We start from the raw sequence: 20,509 nt of genomic DNA, 5'->3' as shown, positions 1-20,509 counted from the left end.
TTGTTTTCCGCGCTTTCTCCAGCGCTCTGTAGAAATGGGCAAGACATCGGCAGGAATGTGCATTGAGGGCGTAGCCCCGGGCGGCCACAATGAGCAGCATCAGGTCGCCCTCTGCGCCACCACGGTTTTTCACCCACTAAAGGGAACGAGCAATGAACAACTTTAATCTTCACACCCCAACCCGCATTCTGTTTGGTAAAGACGCTATCGCCGATCTGCGCGCGCAGATCCCTGCTGACGCCCGCGTGCTGATCACCTACGGTGGCGGCAGCGTGAAAAAAACCGGCGTATTGGATCAGGTTTACAGCGCGCTGGACGGTCTGGACGTGCGTGAGTTCGGCGGCATCGAGCCAAACCCGTCTTACGAAACGCTGATGAACGCGGTGAAAATCGCCCGCGAAGAAAACATCACCTTCCTGCTGGCGGTCGGCGGCGGCTCCGTGCTGGACGGTACCAAATTCATCGCGGCGGCAGCGCACTACGCTGACGGCATCGATCCATGGCACATTCTGGAAACCCGCGGCAGCGACATCAAAAGCGCTATCCCGATGGGCTCCGTGCTGACCCTGCCGGCCACCGGTTCTGAATCCAACAAGGGCGCGGTGATCTCCCGTAAAACCACCGGTGACAAGCAGGCCTTCATGAACGAACACGTTCAGCCTGTGTTCGCCATTCTGGACCCGGTTTACACCTACACCCTGCCTGCGCGTCAGGTGGCGAACGGCGTGGTCGACGCCTTTGTTCATACCGTTGAGCAGTACGTCACGTATCCGGTGAATGCCAAAATTCAGGATCGCTTCGCGGAAGGCATTCTGCTGACGCTCGTCGAAGAAGGTCCGAAAGCGCTGAAAGAGCCGGAAAACTACGACGTTCGCGCCAACGTAATGTGGGCCGCCACGCAGGCGCTGAACGGCCTGATCGGGGCTGGCGTGCCGCAGGACTGGGCAACCCACATGCTGGGCCACGAGCTGACGGCGATGCACGGTCTGGACCATGCTCAGACGCTGGCCGTTGTGCTGCCTGCCCTGTGGAACGAAAAACGCGACACTAAACGCGCCAAACTGCTGCAGTACGCTGAACGCGTGTGGAACATCACCGAGGGTTCTGACGATGCGCGTATTGATGCCGCCATCGAAGCGACCCGCAGCTTCTTTGAAGGTCTGGGCGTGCCAACGCGTCTGTCTGGCTACGGCCTGGACGGCAGCTCTATCCCTGCCCTGCTGGCGAAACTCGAAGAGCACGGTATGACCCATCTGGGCGAGCACGGCGACATCACGCTGGACGTCAGCCGTCGTATTTACGAGGCGGCACGCTAAGCGTTTTTGTCCCCCCGACTTTCGTTTTTTGACATTTCGTCCAGACTTAATGCACACCCCATCGCCGGAGGAACCCTCCGGCGATGCGCACCTGAAGGAGGAAAAATGGCAAACCAAACCGTAATCAAGCTGCAGGACGGCAACGTGATGCCCCAACTGGGGCTAGGTGTATGGAAAGCCGGTAACGACGAGGTCGTCTCCGCCATTCATAAAGCCCTGGAAGTCGGCTACCGGTCGATTGACACCGCCGCCGCGTACAAAAACGAGGACGGCGTGGGTACCGCACTGGCCAGCGCCGGTGTCCCTCGCGATGAGTTGTTCATCACCACTAAACTCTGGAACGACGACCAAAAACGTCCCCGCGAAGCCCTGGAAGAGAGCCTGGAAAAACTCCAGCTCGACTTCGTCGATCTCTGGCTGATGCACTGGCCGGTTCCGGCTATCGATCACTACGTTGATGCCTGGAAAGGGATGATTGAACTGCAGAAAGAGGGGCTGGTGAAAAGCATCGGCGTCTGTAATTTCCAGGTTCATCACCTGCAGCGGCTGATTGACGAGACGGGTATTGCGCCTGTCATCAACCAGATCGAGCTGCACCCGCTGATGCAGCAGCGGCAGCTTCATGCCTGGAACGCCACGCATAAAATCCAGACCGAGTCCTGGAGTCCGCTGGCGCAGGGTGGCCAGGGCGTGTTCGATCAAAAAATTATTCGCGAACTGGCGGATAAATACGGCAAAAGCCCGGCGCAGATCGTCATTCGCTGGCATCTGGACAACGGCCTGGTGGTGATACCGAAATCGGTCACGCCGTCGCGCATCGCCGAGAACTTCGACGTCTGGGATTTCCGTCTGGACAAAGACGAGCTGGGTGAGATTGCGAAGCTGGATAAGGGTAAGCGGCTTGGGCCGGACCCGGATCAGTTTGGCGGTTAAGTGCGTAAAAAAGCCGGGTGGCGGCTGCGCCTTACCCGGCCTACGCGCTGACCTGTAGGCCCGGTAAGCGCAGCGCCACCGGGCATTGTTACAGGTTTAACCGATCTTACGTTTTACGTTCTTCTTCGTTCCCGCCCCACCGTTCGAACGCTGGTGCACAATCGGCGTGTGCTTGGTCAGCGCCGGGCGCGTATTGCGGTTCTGGCGACGCGCTTCGCGCATCTCCTCCAGCGTCGGGGCCGGTACCAGACAGTCGCGGCGCGAGCCGATCAGGTGTTTTTTACCCATCTCTTCCAGCGCCTGGCGGATCAGCGGCCAGTTTTTCGGATCGTGGTAACGCAGCAGCGCCTTGTGCAGACGACGCTGTTTATCCCCTTTCGGCACCACCACCTCTTCACTCTTATAGCCAATCTTACTCAGCGGGTTCTTGCCGGTGTAATACATGGTCGTCGAGTTGGCGAGCGGTGATGGATAGAAGTTCTGCACCTGATCCAGGCGGAAGCGACGCTGCTTCAGCCACAGCGCCAGGTTCACCATGTCCTCATCGCGAGTGCCCGGGTGGGCGGAGATGAAGTACGGGATCAGATACTGCTCTTTGCCCGCCTGCTTCGAATAGGTGTCGAACAGCTCTTTAAAGCGGTCATAGCTGCCCATGCCCGGCTTCATCATCTTCGACAGCGGGCCTTCTTCGGTATGCTCCGGCGCAATCTTCAGATAGCCGCCGACGTGGTGCGTCGCCAGCTCTTTGATATAGCGCGGATCTTCCACGGCGATGTCATAACGCACCCCGGACGCGATGAGGATCTTCTTGATGCCCTTCAGATCGCGCGCGCGGCGGTAGAGGTTGATCGTCGGCTCGTGGTTGGTGTCCATGTGCTCGCAAATGCTCGGATAGACGCAGGAGAGGCGACGACAGGTTTGCTCTGCGCGCGGCGACTTGCAGCGCAGCATGTACATGTTGGCGGTTGGGCCACCGAGGTCAGAAATCACGCCGGTAAAGCCCGGCACCGTGTCGCGAATCGCTTCGATCTCATTGATGATCGACTCTTCCGAACGGCTCTGGATAATACGGCCTTCGTGCTCGGTAATGGAGCAGAAGGAGCATCCGCCGAAGCAGCCGCGCATGATGTTGATCGAGAAACGGATCATCTCATACGCCGGGATGCGGGCGTTGCCGTACGCCGGGTGCGGCACGCGCTTGTACGGCAGCGCAAAGACGCTGTCCATCTCTTCGGTGGAGAGCGGGATCGCCGGCGGGTTGATCCAGATAAAGCGCTCGCCGTGCTTCTGCATCAGCGCGCGGGCGCAGCCCGGGTTGGTTTCATGGTGCAGAATACGGGACGCGTGCGCGTAGAGCACCTTGTCGGCTTTCACCTTCTCGTAGGACGGCAGCAGCACATAGGTCTTTTCCCACGGTTTTGGGCGCGGCGGCTGCACGACGATAGCCTTCGCTTCCGCTTTTTTCGGCTCAACCGGTTTGTTATCCGCACACGGCAGATCTTCACCGTACGGGTGTGGGATCGGGTCGATTTTGCCCGGCATGTCAATGATGCGGGAATCCACACCGCGCCAGCCCGGCAGCGCCTCTTTCACCATGATGGCGGTATTGCGCACGTCACGGATGCTGCTCACCGGCTCGCCCTGCGACAGACGGTGCGCCACTTCCACCAGCGGACGCTCGCCGTTGCCGTAAATCAGCATGTCGGCTTTGGAGTCCACCAGCACCGAGCGGCGAACGGTATCAGACCAGTAATCGTAGTGCGCGGTACGGCGCAGGCTCGCTTCGATGCCGCCCAGGATCACCGGGACGTCTTTCCAGGCTTCTTTGCAGCGCTGGGTATAGACGAGGGTCGCGCGGTCGGGGCGTTTACCCGCCACGTTATCCGGCGTGTAGGCGTCGTCATGACGCAGCTTACGGTCGGCGGTATAGCGGTTGATCATCGAGTCCATGTTGCCTGCGGTCACGCCGAAGAACAGGTTGGGTTTACCCAGACGCATAAAGTCGTCTTTGCTGTTCCAGTCAGGCTGGGAGATGATCCCCACACGGAAGCCCTGCGCCTCAAGCATACGGCCACAGATGGCCATGCCGAAGCTCGGGTGGTCAACGTAGGCATCGCCCGTGACCAGAATAATGTCGCAGCTGTCCCAGCCCAGTTGGTCCATCTCTTCCCGGGACATCGGCAGGAACGGCGCCGGTCCAAAGCAGGCCGCCCAGTACTGGGGCCAGGAGAAGAGGTCACGATCCGGCTGGATCAGGGAAATTGCGCTCATAATGCTTCCGAAGAAAAAATAGACAAAAGGAGCGGGATTATACGCTGGATCAATGTGGGAAATGAAGGGGTATTTATTGCCCGGTGGCGCTACGCTTACCGGGCCTACGGGCCTGTAGGTCGGGTAAGGCGAAGCCGCCACCCGACTCGTTTTACGGTGCCGGATTGATCAGCATCTGCCCTACCGAGCCCCTGTCCATCATCTCCAGCGTCTGGCTGTGGAACAGGAACGGGAAGTGCGGCCACGAAGGCTGGCCGTAGTAGACAAGCAGTTCAACCTGACCGTCCACCCAGACGGTATCTTTCCAGCCGCGATCTTCCGGGAACGGCATCGCGCCGTTGACGTTGCGGATCAGGAATGACACCCCTTCAATATGGAACGACTGCGGCATATCCGAGCGAACCGTCCAGCGCTCCCAGGTGCCCTGCTGCGCGGTGATGTCGATGCGGTTAACGTCCCACAGCGCGCCGTTGATCCCCGGATCGTCGCCCAGGCTGATATCACGGCTGCGCACCGGCGAGCCGCTCATGATCTCCTGCGGCAGAAGACGCATTGGCAGGCTGTCGGTCACCAGCGGCAGCAGACCGGTTGGACGCAGGGTCAGCACCAGGGTCGAGACAAGTATGCTCGACGGTTCAAAGAACCCGCGAATACGGTCAACAATGCTGGCCGCTTCGCCGCAGGTGACAGACACTTCATCCCCATTGGTCATATCAATAAGCACTTCGCGACGTTCACCCGGCGAGAGCGCCAGCTGTTTGACGGAAACCGGCGCCGGTAAAAAGCCCTGATCGCCGGAAATTACGTGCAGTGGACGGCCGTCACTCATTTTCAGCTGATAGCGGCGCGAGTTAGACGCGTTGAGCAGACGCAGGCGCACCCAACCACGGGACACTTCGACATACGGGCTCTGCGCGCCGTTTACCAGCAGCGTATCGCCAACGAAGCCGCCGCTGCCCGGTTCGCTGTATTCCGGCGTACCGAAATTATCCAGACGTTTGTCCTGGATGATAATCGGGAAGTCATCCACGCCGTAGTGGTTCGGGATCGGCAGGGATTTGCTGACCTCATCTTCCACCAGCCACATGCCGGCCAGGCCGTTATAGACCTGCTGCGCCGTGCGGTTAGGCGTGTTGGCGTGATACCACAGGGTTGCCGCGCTCTGGCGAATTGGCAGAACGGGCGCCCAGTCGGCGCTGGGTGACATCATTCGCGCCGCGCCGCCAATCAGCGGGCCAGGCACCTGCAGGCCGCTGATGGTCATGGCGACATTTTCAGGGGTACGGTTACTGTAGATGAGCTTTACGTCATCGCCATTCCACACGCGTATGGTCGGCCCAAGGTAACGTCCGTTAATGCCCCAGACCGGCGCACGCGTCCCCTGGGTAAAGGACCAGTGGCTGCGCTGCAGCGTCAGGAAAAGCGGCTGACCGCGACGGGATTCAATGAGTGGCGGAATAGGCAGCGGCTGTTGCTGCCCGGCGGCGCTGGCTGTCAGCGGCATCGCACCCGCACAGAGGGCGATCCCCGAAGCCTGAATAAACTGACGCCGACTGAGTGACATATAAGCTCCATCTGAAACGACTAACAACGCGGGAATTCGTTTTCCCTTCAACGCCGGATTAAATCTTACCGGCGGCTTCTCTCTCTGCGACTTCTTTGTCGAGCAGCGCAATATGCTCAGCCATCAGATCACGGCAGTGCGCGGCCAGCTCGCGCACCTGATCTTTACCGTATTTGCTGGTATCGACGGGTGGCAGCATTTCGACAATCACCAGCCCGTTATTCAGGCGGTTAAGATTAATCTTATTCGAAGTATTGGAAACGCACACAGGAATAATTGGAACACCTGCCGCAATTGCGGCATGAAACGCACCGGTTTTAAACGGCAGCAGGCCGCGGCCACGGCTGCGCGTCCCTTCCGGGAACATCCAGATTGAAATTTTGCGCTTTTTAAAATGATTCACCACTTCCGCAATGGTGCTGTGCGCTTTTGCACGGTTATTACGGTCGATCAGCAGGTTACCGGTGAGCCAGTACAGCTGACCAAAAAACGGGATCCACAGCAGGCTTTTTTTGCCCACCGTCACGGTCGGTGGAAGCACGATATTAGAGGCCGTCACCATATCGTAGTTGTTCTGATGGTTGGCGATATAGATGGCGTTACCGAAATTCTCTGCCCCTTCCGGCAGACGTTTTTCAACTTTAAGACCAAACAGCGGCGCAAGGCGCCCGAACATATGGCCAAAGGTGGCGACATGCTTCGGATTACGCGGGCTGAACAGGCAATAGATAGAGCCGAAAATACAGACCAGGATGCAGTAGATAACGGTAAGAATAAGACGAACAATATATAGCATAGCGACCTCTGAAGCCCCAACAGCTGACAATTATACTTCACCTGTGGCCAGGTAAGGACTTTATTACGAGCGCGTATTGTTAATCGCAACGCACGAATTAACAACGATTTTACGGGAAATTTTATTGAAATTCCCCCTCCGGACAGAGGGGGATATCACGACATTACTCTTCGCTGTCACCCGCGGTGCTGCGCGCAGGAGAGTCAATCTCCACGCGATCAATACGCTGCAGACCGCGCATCAGCGAGCCGCGGCGACCGCGCTCACCCACCACTTTCTGCAACTCTTCCGGACGAAGCTTGATTTTGCGCTTGCCGACGTGAATGGTCAGCGTGCTCTGCGGCGGCAGGAGGAAGAGGTGCGCCAGGCCATCTTCGCCTTTCGCGGCCTCCGCCGACGGAATGTTGATGATCTTGTTGCCCTTGCCTTTTGACAGCTCCGGCAGATCGCTGACCGGGAACATCAGCATACGTCCGGCGGTGGTGATCGCCAGCAGCATGTCGCTTTCGTTCTCAATCACCAGCGGCGCCATCACGTGAGCGTTGTCCGGCAGGCTAATCAGCGCCTTACCGGCACGGTTGCGGGAAACCAGATCGTTAAAGGTACAGATAAAGCCGTAGCCCGCATCGGACGCCAGCAGCAGCTTCTGCTCATCGGCTTCCATCAGCATATGGTCAACCGTCGCCCCCGGCGGCAGCGTCAGCTTGCCGGTGAGCGGCTCGCCCTGCCCGCGCGCGGAAGGCAGCGTGATCGGGTCGATGGCGTAGCTGCGGCCGGTGGAGTCGATAAACGCCACCGGCTGGTTGCTCTTCCCTTTCACCGCCGCTTTGAAGCTGTCGCCCGCTTTATAGCTGAGCCCCGGCGCGTCGATATCGTGGCCTTTGGCGCTGCGCACCCAGCCGCTCTGCGACAGGACAATGGTCACCGGCTCGGACGGCTGCATGTCGTGCTCGTTCATCGCCTTCGCTTCTTCGCGCTCGTGCAGCGGAGAACGACGGTCGTCGCCGAAGGCATCGGCATCGGCCTGCAGCTCTTTCTTCAGCAGGGTGTTCATCTTGCGTTCGGACGCGAGGATCGCCTGCAGCTGATCGCGCTCTTTTTCCAGCTCGTTCTGCTCGCCGCGGATCTTCATCTCTTCCAGTTTGGCGAGATGGCGCAGCTTCAGCTCGAGGATCGCTTCAGCCTGGGTTTCGCTGATGCCAAAGCGCGACATCAGGGCGGGCTTCGGCTCGTCCTCGGTACGGATGATTTCAATCACCTCGTCGATATTGAGGAACGCCACCAGCAAACCTTCGAGGATATGCAGGCGCTTAAGCACTTTCTCCAGACGATGGTTCAGACGACGGCGGACCGTATCGCGGCGGAACGTCAGCCATTCGGTGAGGATCTCCAGCAGGTTTTTCACCGCCGGGCGTCCGTCGAGTCCGATCATGTTCAGGTTGATGCGGTAGCTTTTTTCCAGATCGGTGGTGGCAAACAGGTGATTCATCACCTGCTCCATGTCCACGCGGTTGGAGCGCGGCACGATCACCAGACGGGTCGGGTTCTCGTGGTCAGACTCGTCGCGCAGGTCGTCCACCATCGGCAGCTTTTTATTGCGCATCTGGGAGGCGATCTGCTCCAGCACTTTGGCACCGGAAACCTGATGCGGCAGCGCGGTGATCACCACGGCGCCGTCTTCTTTATTCCACACCGCGCGCATGCGCACGGAGCCGCGACCGTTCTGGTAGATTTTGCGGATTTCCGCACGCGAGGTAATGATTTCGGCTTCGGTCGGGAAATCCGGACCCTGCACGATATCCAGCAGATCGTCGAGCGAGGCTTTCGGCTGCTCGATCAGGGTGATGGCGGCTTTCGCCACTTCACGCAGGTTGTGCGGCGGAATGTCCGTCGCCATACCGACCGCAATACCGGTGGTGCCGTTCAGCAGGATATTCGGCAGACGCGCAGGCAGCATCTTCGGCTCCTGCAGCGTACCGTCGAAGTTCGGTACCCAGTCAACGGTCCCCTGACCCAGCTCGCCCAGCAGCACTTCGGCATATTTAGACAGACGGGATTCGGTATAACGCATCGCCGCGAAGGATTTCGGATCGTCCGGCGCCCCCCAGTTCCCCTGGCCATCCACCAGCGGGTAGCGGTAAGAGAACGGCTGGGCCATCAGCACCATCGCTTCATAACAGGCGCTGTCGCCGTGCGGATGGTATTTACCCAGCACGTCACCGACGGTACGGGCGGATTTCTTGAACTTGGCGGTGGCGTTCAGCCCCAGCTCGGACATCGCATAGACGATGCGGCGCTGAACGGGCTTCAGACCATCCCCGATAAACGGCAACGCCCTGTCCATGATGACGTACATGGAGTAGTTCAGGTAGGCGTTTTCCGTGAATTCATGTAGCGCGAGGCGCTCTGCCATATCGCTCATTACGTGTGATTCCTCAACTCAGAAACCGAAGGGTTTCAGGCAATATTGCCGCAGATACTACCTTATCTGGCGAGTTGAGTCACAAAGAAAAAGGGCCGCTTATGCGGCCCTTTCCGGGTTATTTGTTCAGCTTAATGACCTGCTTCACGTCGATTTCAAAATCGTTCCACTCTTTATCGACCTTGCCCTGGATTTCCACTTTATCCTGAGGGGTGACGGTCACGCCGTTCCAGCGCTTGTGGTCAATTTCCACGTTCACCGTGCCGGTCTCATCGCGGAAGGTGTAGCGGTCATCGGACAGGCGCTGGGTGATGTTCCCGCGCAGCTTCACCCAGCTGTCGTCCTTCATCTCTTTCACCTTCACCGCGGTGGTGAGGTTGGCATCATTATCGACAAAACCGCCTGCCTGCGTTTGGGTCTGGGTCTGTGCGGCAGACGGGCCGTTAAATCCGCCCTGCGCGGCAAAAACGGGGGCAGTGGTCATCATCATGATGGCGGCAATAGCAGCGAATTTTTTCATATTAACTCTCCCTTTAATCTGGTTTCGCAGTCCATTAAACAGGGTAATCCTTAACAACTTCTTAAGGGAAAAATTTATTTATTATTGCTGTACAGCAGGCGCTTACAGAGGGTTTACTGACGGCATCAAGGAGGGAACATGCGCATTTTACTGGTAGAAGACGACAGGTTAATCGGTGACGGTATCAAGGCGGGGTTAAGCAAAATGGGCTTTAGCGTGGACTGGTTTACCGACGGTAAAACCGGTCAGGCCGCGCTCGCTTCTGCGCCCTATGATGCCGTGGTGCTGGATCTGACGCTGCCGGAAATCGACGGTCTGGACATCCTGCGCGCGTGGCGCGAAAGCGGGCGCAGCGAGCCGGTATTGATCCTGACCGCGCGGGATGCGCTTAACCAGCGCGTGGAGGGGCTGCGTCTTGGCGCGGATGATTATCTCTGTAAGCCGTTCGCGCTGATTGAAGTGGGTGCCCGCCTTGAGGCGCTGGTCCGCCGCAGCCACGGCCAGACGCATAGCGAGCTACGCCACGGCAAGGTCACGCTCGATCCGACCCGACTCGTCGCCACGCTGGACGGTGAGCCGCTGACGCTGAAGCCGAAAGAGTTCGCGCTGCTGGAGCTGTTAATGCGTAACGCGGGCCGGGTGCTGCCGCGAAAGCTTATCGAGGAAAAGCTTTATACCTGGGACGATGACGTCTCCAGCAACGCCATCGAAGTCCACGTTCATCATCTGCGCCGCAAGCTTGGCAGCGAGTTTATCCGCACCGTGCACGGCATCGGCTATATCCTGGGTGACGCATGAAGCTGACGCAACGCCTGAGCCTGAAGCTGCGCCTGACGCTCCTTTTTTTAGCGCTTTCCCTGACGGCATGGTTTGCCGCCAGCCTGGTGGCCTGGCAGCAGACCACCCACAAGCTGGATAAGCTCTTCGACACGCAGCAGATGCTGTTTGCCAAACGGCTGCTGACGATGGATCTTGACGAGATCCGCGCCCCCGAACGCATGCGTGAGATCCCCAAAAAAGTGAAGCATGGTCGTCTGGATGACGACGCGCTGGCTTTCGCCATTTACGCTGTCGACGGCAAAATGCTCCTCAACGACGGAGAGAACGGGCGCGATATTCCGTACCACTATCGCCGCGACGGGTTTGCTAACGGGCAGCTCCAGGACGACAACGACGAATGGCGTTTCCTGTGGCTGACCTCACCCGACGGGAAGTACCGCGTGGTGGTCGGTCAGGAGTGGGAGTACCGCCAGGATATGGCGCTGGACGTGGTCAGCTCACAGCTGACCCCTTGGCTGGTGGCGCTGCCCGTGATGTTGCTGCTGCTGGTTCTCCTCCTCAGTCGGGAGCTGAAGCCACTGAAAAAGCTGGCACAGACCCTGCGCTCCCGCTCGCCGGACGCCACAGATAACCTGCCGACGGAGGGCGTACCAACAGAAGTACGCCCCCTGCTCGACGCGCTGAATCACCTCTTCGCGCGCACCCAGGAGATGATGACCCGCGAGCGCCGCTTTACGTCCGATGCGGCCCACGAGCTGCGCAGCCCGCTGGCGGCCCTTAAGGTACAAACTGACGTGGCGCAGCTCTCTCATGACGATCCGCAGGCGCGGGAAAAGGCGCTGATGCAACTGCATGCGGGAATCGACCGCGCTTCCCGGCTGGTGGACCAGCTCCTCACGCTGTCGCGTCTGGATACGCTGGACAACCTGGACGATGTCGAACCTATAACGCTTGCCGATCTACTGCAGTCGGCGGTGCTGGATATCTGGCATCCGGCGCAGCAGGCGGGCATTGATGTTCGCCTGAATATCCATGCACCAGAGGTTACACGTACGGGCCAGCCGCTGCTCCTGAGCCTGCTGGTGCGCAACCTGCTGGATAACGCGATTCGCTACAGCCCGCACGGCAGCGTGGTGGACGTGACGCTGGACGCGCGTAGCTTTAGCGTGCGCGACAACGGTCCCGGGATTTCACCGGACGCGCTGGCGCGCATCGGCGAGCGCTTTTATCGTCCGCCGGGTCAGGATGCCACGGGCAGCGGGTTGGGATTATCCATCGTAAAACGCATCGCCGCGCTGCACGGGATGCGCGTCTCGCTGAGCAATGCCCCTGAAGGTGGTTTTGAAGCGAAGGCCAGCTGGTAAGGAATTATTGCGTTTAATGCAAAAGACTTTGCACATTTTGCTCATTTTTCCGCTCCGTCCTCGCGCGTAGAATACCCGGCATACTCTCATCGTCGAGGACAAAAAATGAGCAACATTCTGATTATTAACGGTGCAAAAGAATTTGCGCACTCTAAAGGCCTGCTGAATGACACCCTGACCGAGGTCGCGGACGGTTTCCTGCGCGACGCCGGGCATGATGTTAAGGTCGTGCGTGCAGACAGCAACTACGATGTGAAAGCAGAAGTGCAGAACTTCCTGTGGGCTGACGTGGTGATCTGGCAGATGCCAGGCTGGTGGATGGGCGCGCCGTGGACCGTGAAAAAATACATGGACGACGTGTTCACCGAAGGTCACGGCTCACTGTATGCCAGTGATGGCCGCACCCGCTCTGACGCGTCCAAAAAATACGGTTCAGGCGGTCTGATTCAGGGCAAAAAATATATGCTGTCACTGACCTGGAACGCGCCGCTGGAAGCCTTCACCGAGAAAGATCAGTTCTTCGAAGGCGTGGGCGTGGACGGTGCGTATCTGCCGTTCCACAAGGCGAATCAGTTCCTGGGCATGGATCCGCTGCCGACCTTTATCGTCAACGACGTGATTAAAATGCCTGATGTCCCGAGCTATATCGCAGAATATCGCAAGCATCTCGCGAAAATTTTTGCTTAACTGGTAGCCTGGAATTAAAGGAGTAGTAAACATGCTTACCGTTATCGCAGAAATCCGTACTCGTCCAGGTCAACATCACCGCCAGGCGGTGCTGGATCAGTTCGCGAAAATTATCCCGACCGTACTGAAAGAAGAAGGCTGCCACGGCTACGCGCCGATGGTGGATGCCGCCACTGACGCCAGCTTCCAGGCGACCGCGCCAGACTCGATCATCATGGTTGAGCAGTGGGAAACCGTCGCGCATCTTGAAGCGCATCTGCAGACCGCGCACATGAAAGCGTGGAGCGACGCGGTGAAGGGCGACGTGCTGGAAACCCACATCCGCATCCTGGAGCAAGGGGTTTAAGTTCGTGGAATTTGCCGGGTGGCACTGCGTTTACCCGGCCTACAAAACCTGAACCGTAGGCCCGGTAAGCGCTAGCGCCACCGGGCTTTGTTTTATGGCTACCATTAACACTTTCCAGCTCTACGTAAGCACCCCAGCACCTCAACGTGGAAGTGGTCTCCACAGCACGCATACTCATCCACGTCTTAATTGGTCTCAAGGCAGTACACCGAGTGTTTCAGTAACCCATTTCTTTTCTCGTCCTTGCTCATCAGGTAGCGCTTCATCAGCTACGACATAATCGCCACAGAAGAAGCTTCTTGCAGCGCATCAGTATCCACCAGCGCCAGACCCCAGTGACAAACATAATCGTCCGGCAGAAGTTTAAGGAAGTAGTTCATCAGCCTCTTCGAGAGACCAACTATCGTTTCATCAATGGTATAGATAAAGCTAAGCATGAAATCATATATTCTCCACGTCTGCCCGCATGAAAGCAGGAATCTTCCGCATATCCCTGCTGCGTAAAGCCGTCGCGCGGGAATGGGGTTTGCACATGCACATAGTAACTGTGAAACGTGAAGGATTTTTCACGAACGAGGTAAGCTTCTCCTGAATCATGAGCGCTTTTTCGGGATCGGCAAAGCGCGGATCGCCCATTTGCTTACTAGCCCAGTATGCTAATATTATAATCGATAAGTATACGCCTAGCCGGCTGCGGATCTGAGAGATAGCCCCATACTTCGTATTCTCGTGAAAGCGCTCCTGCAGAGCCTCAGTTGCCAGTAGCGAGAAATTACAAACCTCGCAGTTAGCGGTCAGTCTCCAGGCGGTCACGCAGGAGAGCTTATCCCGATAGCCTGAATCGCGGGTGTTAATATCATGACATCCGGCAATGCGGAGGCCAGCGACGCACATGTTTTTCGGCAATAGCGTGCAATCTCTCTTAACCGATCATCTCCCACGCCAGCCACTGCTGGTGCGATCTAGAAGCTGTTTGTGGAAAATGACCTTTCGCATTTTCCCCTTTTAATGAGCAGGATCATACGTTAAATTTATAGCCTATAACGTCCTAATGAGAACTGATGTATAATGGATCTTAACATTTGTTGGTGGAATACAAAACTAACACCACCGGTAAAGAAAACAATAAATAAACCAGTGGATCCAATATTTAATGAAAAAGTTGACGCCGTTATAAACAATATAACCTCAGAGCGACCGGTGGATCTTTTCATTTTATGTGAAGTATATAATCAAGACGAACCACTAATTGAAGATATCGCTAAAAAAAATTATTTAAAACACTTAATGGTTACAAAACATGTTTCTGGTGTTTATTACGACTTTGCCATATTATACGAAGAAACTAAAATATCCATAAAAAACATTGAATTTATAAACGAAAAAAGCAATTTCAGACAACAATTGCGTATAGGAGCAATTATAGACGCATTGTTTGATGGTGAAGAAGTTTCATTATTCATTTCGCATTGGAACAGCGCGATGTTTCAAGGTGAAGGAAAAAAAGAATATTGCGCAGGGAAATTGCGTGACAAAATAGATATCAAAATAAAACATGGTGAAAGTCATATAATTCTACTTGGTGATTATAACAGTCAGCCATTTGAAAAAGAGATTACACAAACGCTACAAACAACAAAAGATCTTGATATAATTTTAGACGCACCTTCTATACTTTACAATCCTTTTTGGAGAAATTTAGATAGTAGAACATCATTACATTCATTTTCTGGTAGTTACTATTATCATGATGACGACTATGACAAATGGAAAACTTACGATCAAATGATGTTTTCTTCGGCATTTGTGTATGGTAAATCTTGGAAGTTAGACATATACTCACCTGAGATACATAGTTGTTTTAATGGGTTAGGATTCAGTTTTACTGATTTTTTTGATCATATACCGATACATGGCAGGATAAGAAAATGAGTGATAATAAAGAAAAACTATCAAACTTAATAAAAGCGAACATAAATAAAGCTCGTGATATTTTAAATGATAAAATTCGAGCCATGTCTATAATAGAATCAACACTTTCGGAACTAAGTGCAAACCTTAATAACAAAATCAAATTTGTTACGACAAAGCATACCGATGGGGACAATGATCTCATTCATAACGTCTATGTCTCAAATATCAAAACAAACTCAAGCGAACAATTATTCTTCTATTACTTTCACCAAGAAAGAATATTCCCTGTAATGATTAATTATCAAAATGAAATAACAATGAGGTGCGATTCGCTTGATGAGTTAGTTGATTTTTTTGAGCGTCTCGTATCAAATGAAGGGTTCATTATAAAGTTACTACTTACATCTGAATATAACGACAATGAAAATAATGATGAGGAAATACCTTTTTAACATACACAACTAAGTTCTAATATACATTTAGAGTTCCAATTTATGGCTCAAATAATAATAGGAACTCTTATTTATAATTTGATAGAACAATATCACTCGCCGGTGAAAAATAGCGATTAGTTCTCTCTTAGGCCTCAACCTATTTTTATATCGTTAGAAGAAAGAGTGAAATTCAACCACTTTTCTTCCCCGGTTTTAACCCGCGATGTAGCTCGTTGATGCGCTTCATCGACTTGATGGTGCGCTGCGGCTCGGTGGAGGCGACGGATAAAATGATCATCTCCAGACAGAGCAGCACCGTGCCGTGGAGCGGGATTTTGCCCTTTTCGCCACCGCGCGGAACGTGGATCACCACGCTGGCCTCCTTACTGAAACGCGAATCAAGGGCGTTGGTCAGCAGGATGGTGGGAATGCCCAGACGTTTTGCTTCACGCAGGGTGGTTTGCCCCTCCCGGTGCGCGGATTTCTGCGCCATCATCACCAGCACGTCGCCGCGCTGAAGCGCAATCAGCTGTTCGGCAAGCCCGATCCCGGTACGGTTGAGCGGCGTGGCGGGTAATCCCATGCGGCTGAACAGCCTGGCGGTGTACTCGGCCAGAATGCCGGAGGCCCCAATACCAAATATGGCGACCTGCCTCGCCTGCGCCAGAAGAGAGACCGCCTGCGCCATCGCGTAGCGGTTGTGGGGCTCGGATAACACCTCGCAGGTGTGCTGATGCCCCTCAAGCACGAAATCAATGCTCGCGTTGACGTCGCTGGCGAGCGTATTCACCGTGGTGGACATCTTTTCGCTGGAGGTGACCACCGGGCCAAACCACTGCTCCAGCGTCTGCTTGAGATCGCGCAGCCCGGCGAACCCCAGCGCCTGTATGGCTCGGACTACCGTGGCGTCCGAGGTTTTCAATACGGCGGCAATCTCCATGGCGGTCTGCTCCATCACCGCTTCGCGGTTGTCATGGATATAGCGTGCGACCTGCAGCAGACGCGGCGTCAGCTGATGCGCCCGCGAGCGGAATCGCTCACCGTAAACATCGACTCTTCGGATCACCGTGACGCCTCCGGCAGCGGACGCCCGGCAATCTGCGACTGTACCTGCGCGGCCATCAGCCCTAATGACGCGAACGAATTCGAGATCGCCTCTTCACGCGAGATCAGCACGTAGTGCCCGGTTCGGCAGGCATTCAGGAACTGACACCAGCCCGGCATGACCGCATCCATCGCCGCCAGCTCGTCCTGCGGCTTACCGCCCGTATCCCCGCGCCAGGTGGCGAAGACGAAATCGGCATCCAGCTCCGGCAGACGCTCGGCGCTGACGTCGATGCGCCCCCCTTCCGGGATGGACTCAATCAGCGGCGGGAATTTGAATCCGGCGTCGCGCAGCACGCGACCCAGCGAGTGGTAGCTGTGCATGGCGTTGATTTTCCCCTGATTAGCCTGGATCACGGACACGGTCACCTTGCTGGTATCAATTGTCGCCTTCAGCGCCTTAATCTGCTCCTGATAGCGCCGCTCCAGAACCTTGAGCCGCACCTGCGTTCCCGTGAGCTGCGCCAGCTTGCGGTAGATTTCCGGCGCGCCGCCGTCGAGATGATCGATGCTTACCGTCGGGGCAATTTTTTCCAGCTGTTCCACCGGGGTGTTGCGCGTCGGCTCGGTAACGATCAGGTCAGGCTTTGCGGCGGCGATGGCTTCGATGTCGATATCCGCCGTGCCGATAAATTTGATATCGGAATTATCGAAGTCGACGCCGGTCAGCATGCCGCTGGAGCGCAGAAAGTGGCTGCCGTCCGGCCGCGTGCGGCCATGGCTCGCCACCGGTGGCACGCCAAGCTCAATCAGCGGAATGGTGATATCCAGATCGTGTAATGAAACAATCCGCTTCGGATGAACCGGCACAACGACCCTGCGTTCCAAATCGTCGGTAAATACCTGCGTCGGCTCCGCCGCGCTCACCGCGAACCCCACCAGCAACAGCATCGAAAACAGTATGCGCATCATAGTCCCCTAAAATCTGTCCCGACGCTGCCAGAGCAGCAGCAGGAAAAACGGTCCGCCAATCAATGAAATCACAATTCCCGCCGGCAGCTGCAGCGGGAGGAATGCCAGACGTCCGACGTTATCCGCCAGCAGCACCAGCAGCGCGCCCAGCACGGCGCTTCCCGTCAGGAGCGCGGTTTGCCCACCGCGCAGCAGCAGGCGCGCCATGTGCGGAGCAATCAGCCCCACGAAGCCAATACTGCCCACGCAGGAGACGCAGGCCGCCGTCAGCACCACCGGGGCGAGAACCCGCAGCAGCGCCAGCCGGGTTGTGCGCACGCCAAGACCTGCGGCGGCCTGATTGCCAAGCAACGCCACGTCCGCGGCCCGCGCGGTAAACAGCAGCAGCGCAAACGCGGGAGCCGTCCAGAGCGCGGCCAGCCCTACCAGCGTCCAGTTGGCCGCGTGCAGGCTTCCCGCCAGCCACAGCATCGCCGTCTGCACGTCGCGCACGTCGGCGGTGGTCATAAAGACGCCCATCGCCGCGGCAAACGCCCATGACACGCCGATACCGATCAGGATGAACCGCGGACGCGAGATATCGCGCGCCAGGGCGATGACCAGCAGCGCGGTAAGCAGTCCGCCGGCCATGCCAACCAGCGGACGCCAGGCCAGGCTCAGCGCCGGGAACTGAAAAATCAGCAGCAGTACCGCCGCGCTACAGCCCTCCTTCACGCCGATAAGCCCGGGGTCAGCCAGACCGTTGCGGGTGATGGACTGCATCGCCGCACCCGCCATACCGAGCATCGCGCCGCACAGCACAGCCATCAGCAGGCGCGGCAGGCGGATGTCCATCACGACGTAGCGAGTCTCGGCCGTCAGACTTTCAGGCGAAAAAAGCGCGCGCCCGATGGCAGAGGCGGGAATGGGCAGAGAACCGTGCGTCAGGCCAAAGCCCAGCAGACTTAGCGCCGCCAGCGCGAAAAGCGACAGGTACGCCAGCGCCTTCGGACGAACCAGCGCCGATAAACGACCAACACGGATTGCGCGGAGTCCGGCCCGGTTCATTTGAACATCCTCGACGTCATAAAGATGAACACGGGCGCGCCGACCAGGGCCGTCATGATGCCGGTTGCCAGCTCCCAGGGGGTTAACAGCGTGCGGGCAGCGATATCCGCCAGCAGCAGTACCAGCGCGCCGCACAGGGCCGACAGCGGCACCATCACGCGTAAATCGACCGACACCAGACGGCGGATGAGCTGCGGCACCACAAGGCCGATAAAGCCAATCGGTCCGGCGACAGAGACGGCCGCGCCGCAGAGCAGCGCGATGGCCAGCAGGGCAAGCAGGCGAGTTTTCAGCAGCGACACGCCAAGCCCCTGGGCCATTCTGTCGCCCAGCGCCAGCATGTTGAGCGAGGGCGACAGCCCGATAGCGAGAACAAAACCGGCGGATGCCGCCCACAGTGCGCTCTGGAGCGTCTGCGCGTTGACTCCGGCGATATCGCCCGCCAGCCAGGTGCGCAGGGCGAGCAGCGTCTGTTCATCCAGGATTAACACCGCGGCGGTAATCGACGAGGCAAACGCCGACATCGCCACGCCGCACAGGGTGACCTTCATCGGCGTGAGCCCGGTGCGACCGGACGAGGAGAACATCAGCACCAGCAGAAACAGCGCGGCGGCACCGGCGGCGGCAATCAGCGGGCGACCAAACGGCAGCGACAGCCCAAGCGCGCTGGTAATCACTACCGCCAGCGCGGCCCCGGCGTTGAGCCCCAGAATATGCGGCTCGCCGAGCGGGTTGCGGATCACGGACTGTAGCAGCACGCCCGCCACGCCGAGCGCGGCGCCGGTCACCATCGCGGCGCAGAGGCGCAGCAGTCGTAGTCTGATGATGATGTTATGGTCGAAATTGCGCGGGTCGAAGTGGAAGAATGCCTCTACTACCGTTCGGGGAGGGATAAACCGCGCCCCGATGCCAAGATGCATAATCGCGCCCAGCGCCAGCAGCAATGTAAAAATCAGGAAGGCCAGGGAAGCACGCATCATGGCTGTTCAAAGCTCTGGCGAAACGGCATAAAGAACGGTTTGCCGGTCAAGGGGTTGATGGACATATGCACGTCCACATCAAACACCGCTTTGATCAGCTCCGGCGTGCAGGCATCGCCCTCATGCAATACGCCTTCAACTTTCCCCTGGCGTAAAAAGACCAGCGAATCACCGTAGTTCACGGCGAAGTTGAGATCGTGCAGCACCACCACTACGGTACGCCCGTGCTGGCGGGTCAGTGCGTGCAGCAGCTCCAGGATCTCCACCTGGTAGCGGAGATCGAGATACGTCGTCGGCTCGTCAAGCATGATATACGGCGTTTGCTGCGCCAGCGCCATGGCGATCCAGCAGCGCTGACGCTGCCCGCCGGATAAGCTTTCCACCGGCATATGGGCAAACTCTGCCGTGCCGGTCAGACGCAGGGCCTCTTCCACCGCCCGCTCGTCCTCATCGCTCCACTGGCGCATAAAGTTCTGCCAGGGAAAACGCCCGCGCGAGACCAGTTCAAAAACGGTTAACCCTTCCGGCAGCAGCGGAGACTGCGGGAGAATGCCAAGCTGACGGGCGACCGCTTTGGTGGGCTGCTCATGAATGGCTTTACCGTCCAGCAGCGCGGTTCCCCCCAGCGGCTGCAGCAGCCGCGCGATAGTGCTCAACAGCGTGGATTTCCCACAGCCGTTCGCCCCTACCAGCACCGTCATTTTCTGCGAAGGGATGGCAAGGGAGATATCATCAACGATGATTTTTTTCTGATAGCCCGCAGAGAGGTTCTCCAGAACCAGACCCGGTTTGTGTGTGTTGTGAGCCACGTGAACGCCAACGTAATGAAAAAACAACAAATAAAAATAAAACTCATTCTCTTTTGAGAGTTTGACGCTGCGTCATGTAGTAGTCAAGAGAAGAAATGCCCTGAAGAAACCAGGGGTAAGCCTGAGAAAAAAAGAGCACACCATGGATTAAAAATACATTACTTTCAAGAGTTTAATTGTTATCCCGCTGCGCTTAAACGCACGTTTAAACGCTGTAGTCGATTTTTTCTTTTTTCCATTTACTACTACATTCCTGCATGGTTGAATGATTCTCAATTACATGTCCGATGCCACTTCCGGCTAACGGACA

18 protein-coding genes and 1 pseudogene are annotated in these 20,509 nt (G+C 56.8%); 8 read left to right on the top strand and 11 right to left on the bottom strand.

Going from position 1 to position 20,509, the window contains the following annotated elements:
* Positions 1-152: 152 nt before the first annotated feature.
* Both yqhD and dkgA read left to right on the top strand, forming a co-directional pair.
* Positions 153-1,316, top strand: coding sequence for an alcohol dehydrogenase (gene yqhD / locus P349_RS08155; RefSeq protein WP_024906510.1), 1,164 nt, complete (start codon positions 153-155; stop codon positions 1,314-1,316).
* 105 nt (positions 1,317-1,421) lie between these two features.
* Complete coding sequence (dkgA, locus tag P349_RS08160) at positions 1,422-2,249, top strand: 2,5-didehydrogluconate reductase DkgA (RefSeq protein WP_032650244.1); 828 nt, start codon at positions 1,422-1,424, stop codon at positions 2,247-2,249.
* Between the two features lie 96 nt (positions 2,250-2,345).
* Here the strand turns inward: dkgA and P349_RS08165 are convergent, their stop codons facing one another.
* The 5 genes from P349_RS08165 to P349_RS08185 form a co-directional block, all read right to left on the bottom strand.
* Positions 2,346-4,520: a YgiQ family radical SAM protein gene (locus tag P349_RS08165; protein ID WP_032650245.1), complete on the bottom strand. Its 2,175-nt coding sequence runs from the start codon at positions 4,518-4,520 to the stop codon at positions 2,346-2,348.
* Between the two features lie 151 nt (positions 4,521-4,671).
* Entirely contained in the window at positions 4,672-6,084 is a 1,413-nt protein-coding gene (ftsP, locus tag P349_RS08170) for a cell division protein FtsP (RefSeq protein WP_032650246.1), read from the bottom strand.
* Positions 6,085-6,142: 58 nt separating this feature from the next.
* Entirely contained in the window at positions 6,143-6,880 is a 738-nt protein-coding gene (plsC, locus tag P349_RS08175; protein WP_024906505.1) for a 1-acylglycerol-3-phosphate O-acyltransferase, read from the bottom strand.
* A gap of 163 nt (positions 6,881-7,043) precedes the next feature.
* Positions 7,044-9,302, bottom strand: a complete 2,259-nt coding sequence (parC, locus tag P349_RS08180; RefSeq protein ID WP_032650247.1) for a DNA topoisomerase IV subunit A — start codon at positions 9,300-9,302, stop codon at positions 7,044-7,046.
* A 118-nt stretch (positions 9,303-9,420) separates the two neighbouring features.
* Positions 9,421-9,822, bottom strand: coding sequence for a YgiW/YdeI family stress tolerance OB fold protein (locus P349_RS08185; protein WP_023344926.1), 402 nt, complete (start codon positions 9,820-9,822; stop codon positions 9,421-9,423).
* A gap of 138 nt (positions 9,823-9,960) precedes the next feature.
* On the opposite strand from P349_RS08185, the gene qseB reads away from it, so the two are divergent.
* From qseB to P349_RS08205, 4 genes are all read left to right on the top strand, one after another.
* Positions 9,961-10,620, top strand: coding sequence for a quorum sensing response regulator transcription factor QseB (gene qseB, locus P349_RS08190; RefSeq protein ID WP_032650248.1), 660 nt, complete (start codon positions 9,961-9,963; stop codon positions 10,618-10,620).
* A complete protein-coding gene (gene qseC, locus P349_RS08195; RefSeq protein ID WP_032650249.1) occupies positions 10,617-11,966 on the top strand; it encodes a quorum sensing histidine kinase QseC in 1,350 nt (449 codons plus the stop codon). Before qseB ends, qseC begins: the two co-directional genes overlap by 4 nt.
* A gap of 105 nt (positions 11,967-12,071) precedes the next feature.
* The gene (locus P349_RS08200; RefSeq protein WP_032650250.1) at positions 12,072-12,653 is read left to right on the top strand and encodes an NAD(P)H-dependent oxidoreductase; all 582 of its coding nucleotides are present in this window, start codon (positions 12,072-12,074) and stop codon (positions 12,651-12,653) included.
* 31 nt (positions 12,654-12,684) lie between these two features.
* The gene (locus P349_RS08205) at positions 12,685-12,999 is read left to right on the top strand and encodes a putative quinol monooxygenase (RefSeq protein ID WP_008502984.1); all 315 of its coding nucleotides are present in this window, start codon (positions 12,685-12,687) and stop codon (positions 12,997-12,999) included.
* A 203-nt stretch (positions 13,000-13,202) separates the two neighbouring features.
* On the opposite strand, the pseudogene P349_RS27060 reads toward P349_RS08205, so the two are convergent.
* A pseudogene (locus P349_RS27060) lies at positions 13,203-13,954 on the bottom strand (glycoside hydrolase family 88 protein); the annotation flags it as partial.
* 113 nt (positions 13,955-14,067) lie between these two features.
* Between P349_RS27060 and P349_RS08210 the strand changes: the two are divergent.
* Positions 14,068-14,931, top strand: coding sequence for an endonuclease/exonuclease/phosphatase family protein (locus P349_RS08210; protein ID WP_032664156.1), 864 nt, complete (start codon positions 14,068-14,070; stop codon positions 14,929-14,931).
* The gene (locus P349_RS08215) at positions 14,928-15,365 is read left to right on the top strand and encodes a hypothetical protein (protein ID WP_032650252.1); all 438 of its coding nucleotides are present in this window, start codon (positions 14,928-14,930) and stop codon (positions 15,363-15,365) included. Before P349_RS08210 ends, P349_RS08215 begins: the two co-directional genes overlap by 4 nt.
* A gap of 172 nt (positions 15,366-15,537) precedes the next feature.
* Here P349_RS08215 and P349_RS08220 read toward each other — a convergent pair whose 3' ends face one another.
* Genes P349_RS08220 through P349_RS08240 form a run of 5 tightly spaced genes read right to left on the bottom strand, consistent with a single transcriptional unit; the run spans position 15,538 to position 20,199 of the window.
* Positions 15,538-16,413, bottom strand: a complete 876-nt coding sequence (locus P349_RS08220; RefSeq protein ID WP_032650253.1) for a MurR/RpiR family transcriptional regulator — start codon at positions 16,411-16,413, stop codon at positions 15,538-15,540.
* Positions 16,410-17,360 carry an iron-siderophore ABC transporter substrate-binding protein gene (locus P349_RS08225; protein WP_032650472.1) on the bottom strand — a complete coding sequence of 317 codons (951 nt, stop codon included), beginning with the start codon at positions 17,358-17,360 and terminating at the stop codon, positions 16,410-16,412. Before P349_RS08225 ends, P349_RS08220 begins: the two co-directional genes overlap by 4 nt.
* Positions 17,361-17,369: 9 nt before the next feature.
* Entirely contained in the window at positions 17,370-18,410 is a 1,041-nt protein-coding gene (locus tag P349_RS08230; RefSeq protein WP_032650254.1) for a FecCD family ABC transporter permease, read from the bottom strand.
* The gene (locus tag P349_RS08235; protein ID WP_032650255.1) at positions 18,407-19,390 is read right to left on the bottom strand and encodes a FecCD family ABC transporter permease; all 984 of its coding nucleotides are present in this window, start codon (positions 19,388-19,390) and stop codon (positions 18,407-18,409) included. Before P349_RS08235 ends, P349_RS08230 begins: the two co-directional genes overlap by 4 nt.
* Complete coding sequence (locus P349_RS08240) at positions 19,387-20,199, bottom strand: ABC transporter ATP-binding protein (RefSeq protein ID WP_032650474.1); 813 nt, start codon at positions 20,197-20,199, stop codon at positions 19,387-19,389. The genes P349_RS08235 and P349_RS08240 overlap by 4 nt, the downstream gene beginning before the upstream one ends.
* Between the last annotated feature and the right edge of the window lie 310 nt (positions 20,200-20,509).

This window comes from Enterobacter sp. DC4, assembly GCF_000568095.1.
In the GTDB taxonomy this organism is placed as follows: domain Bacteria; phylum Pseudomonadota; class Gammaproteobacteria; order Enterobacterales; family Enterobacteriaceae; genus Enterobacter; species Enterobacter pseudoroggenkampii.
Note: the sequence above shows the minus strand (reverse complement) of the source record. Positions and strands in the feature narration are given on the sequence as shown.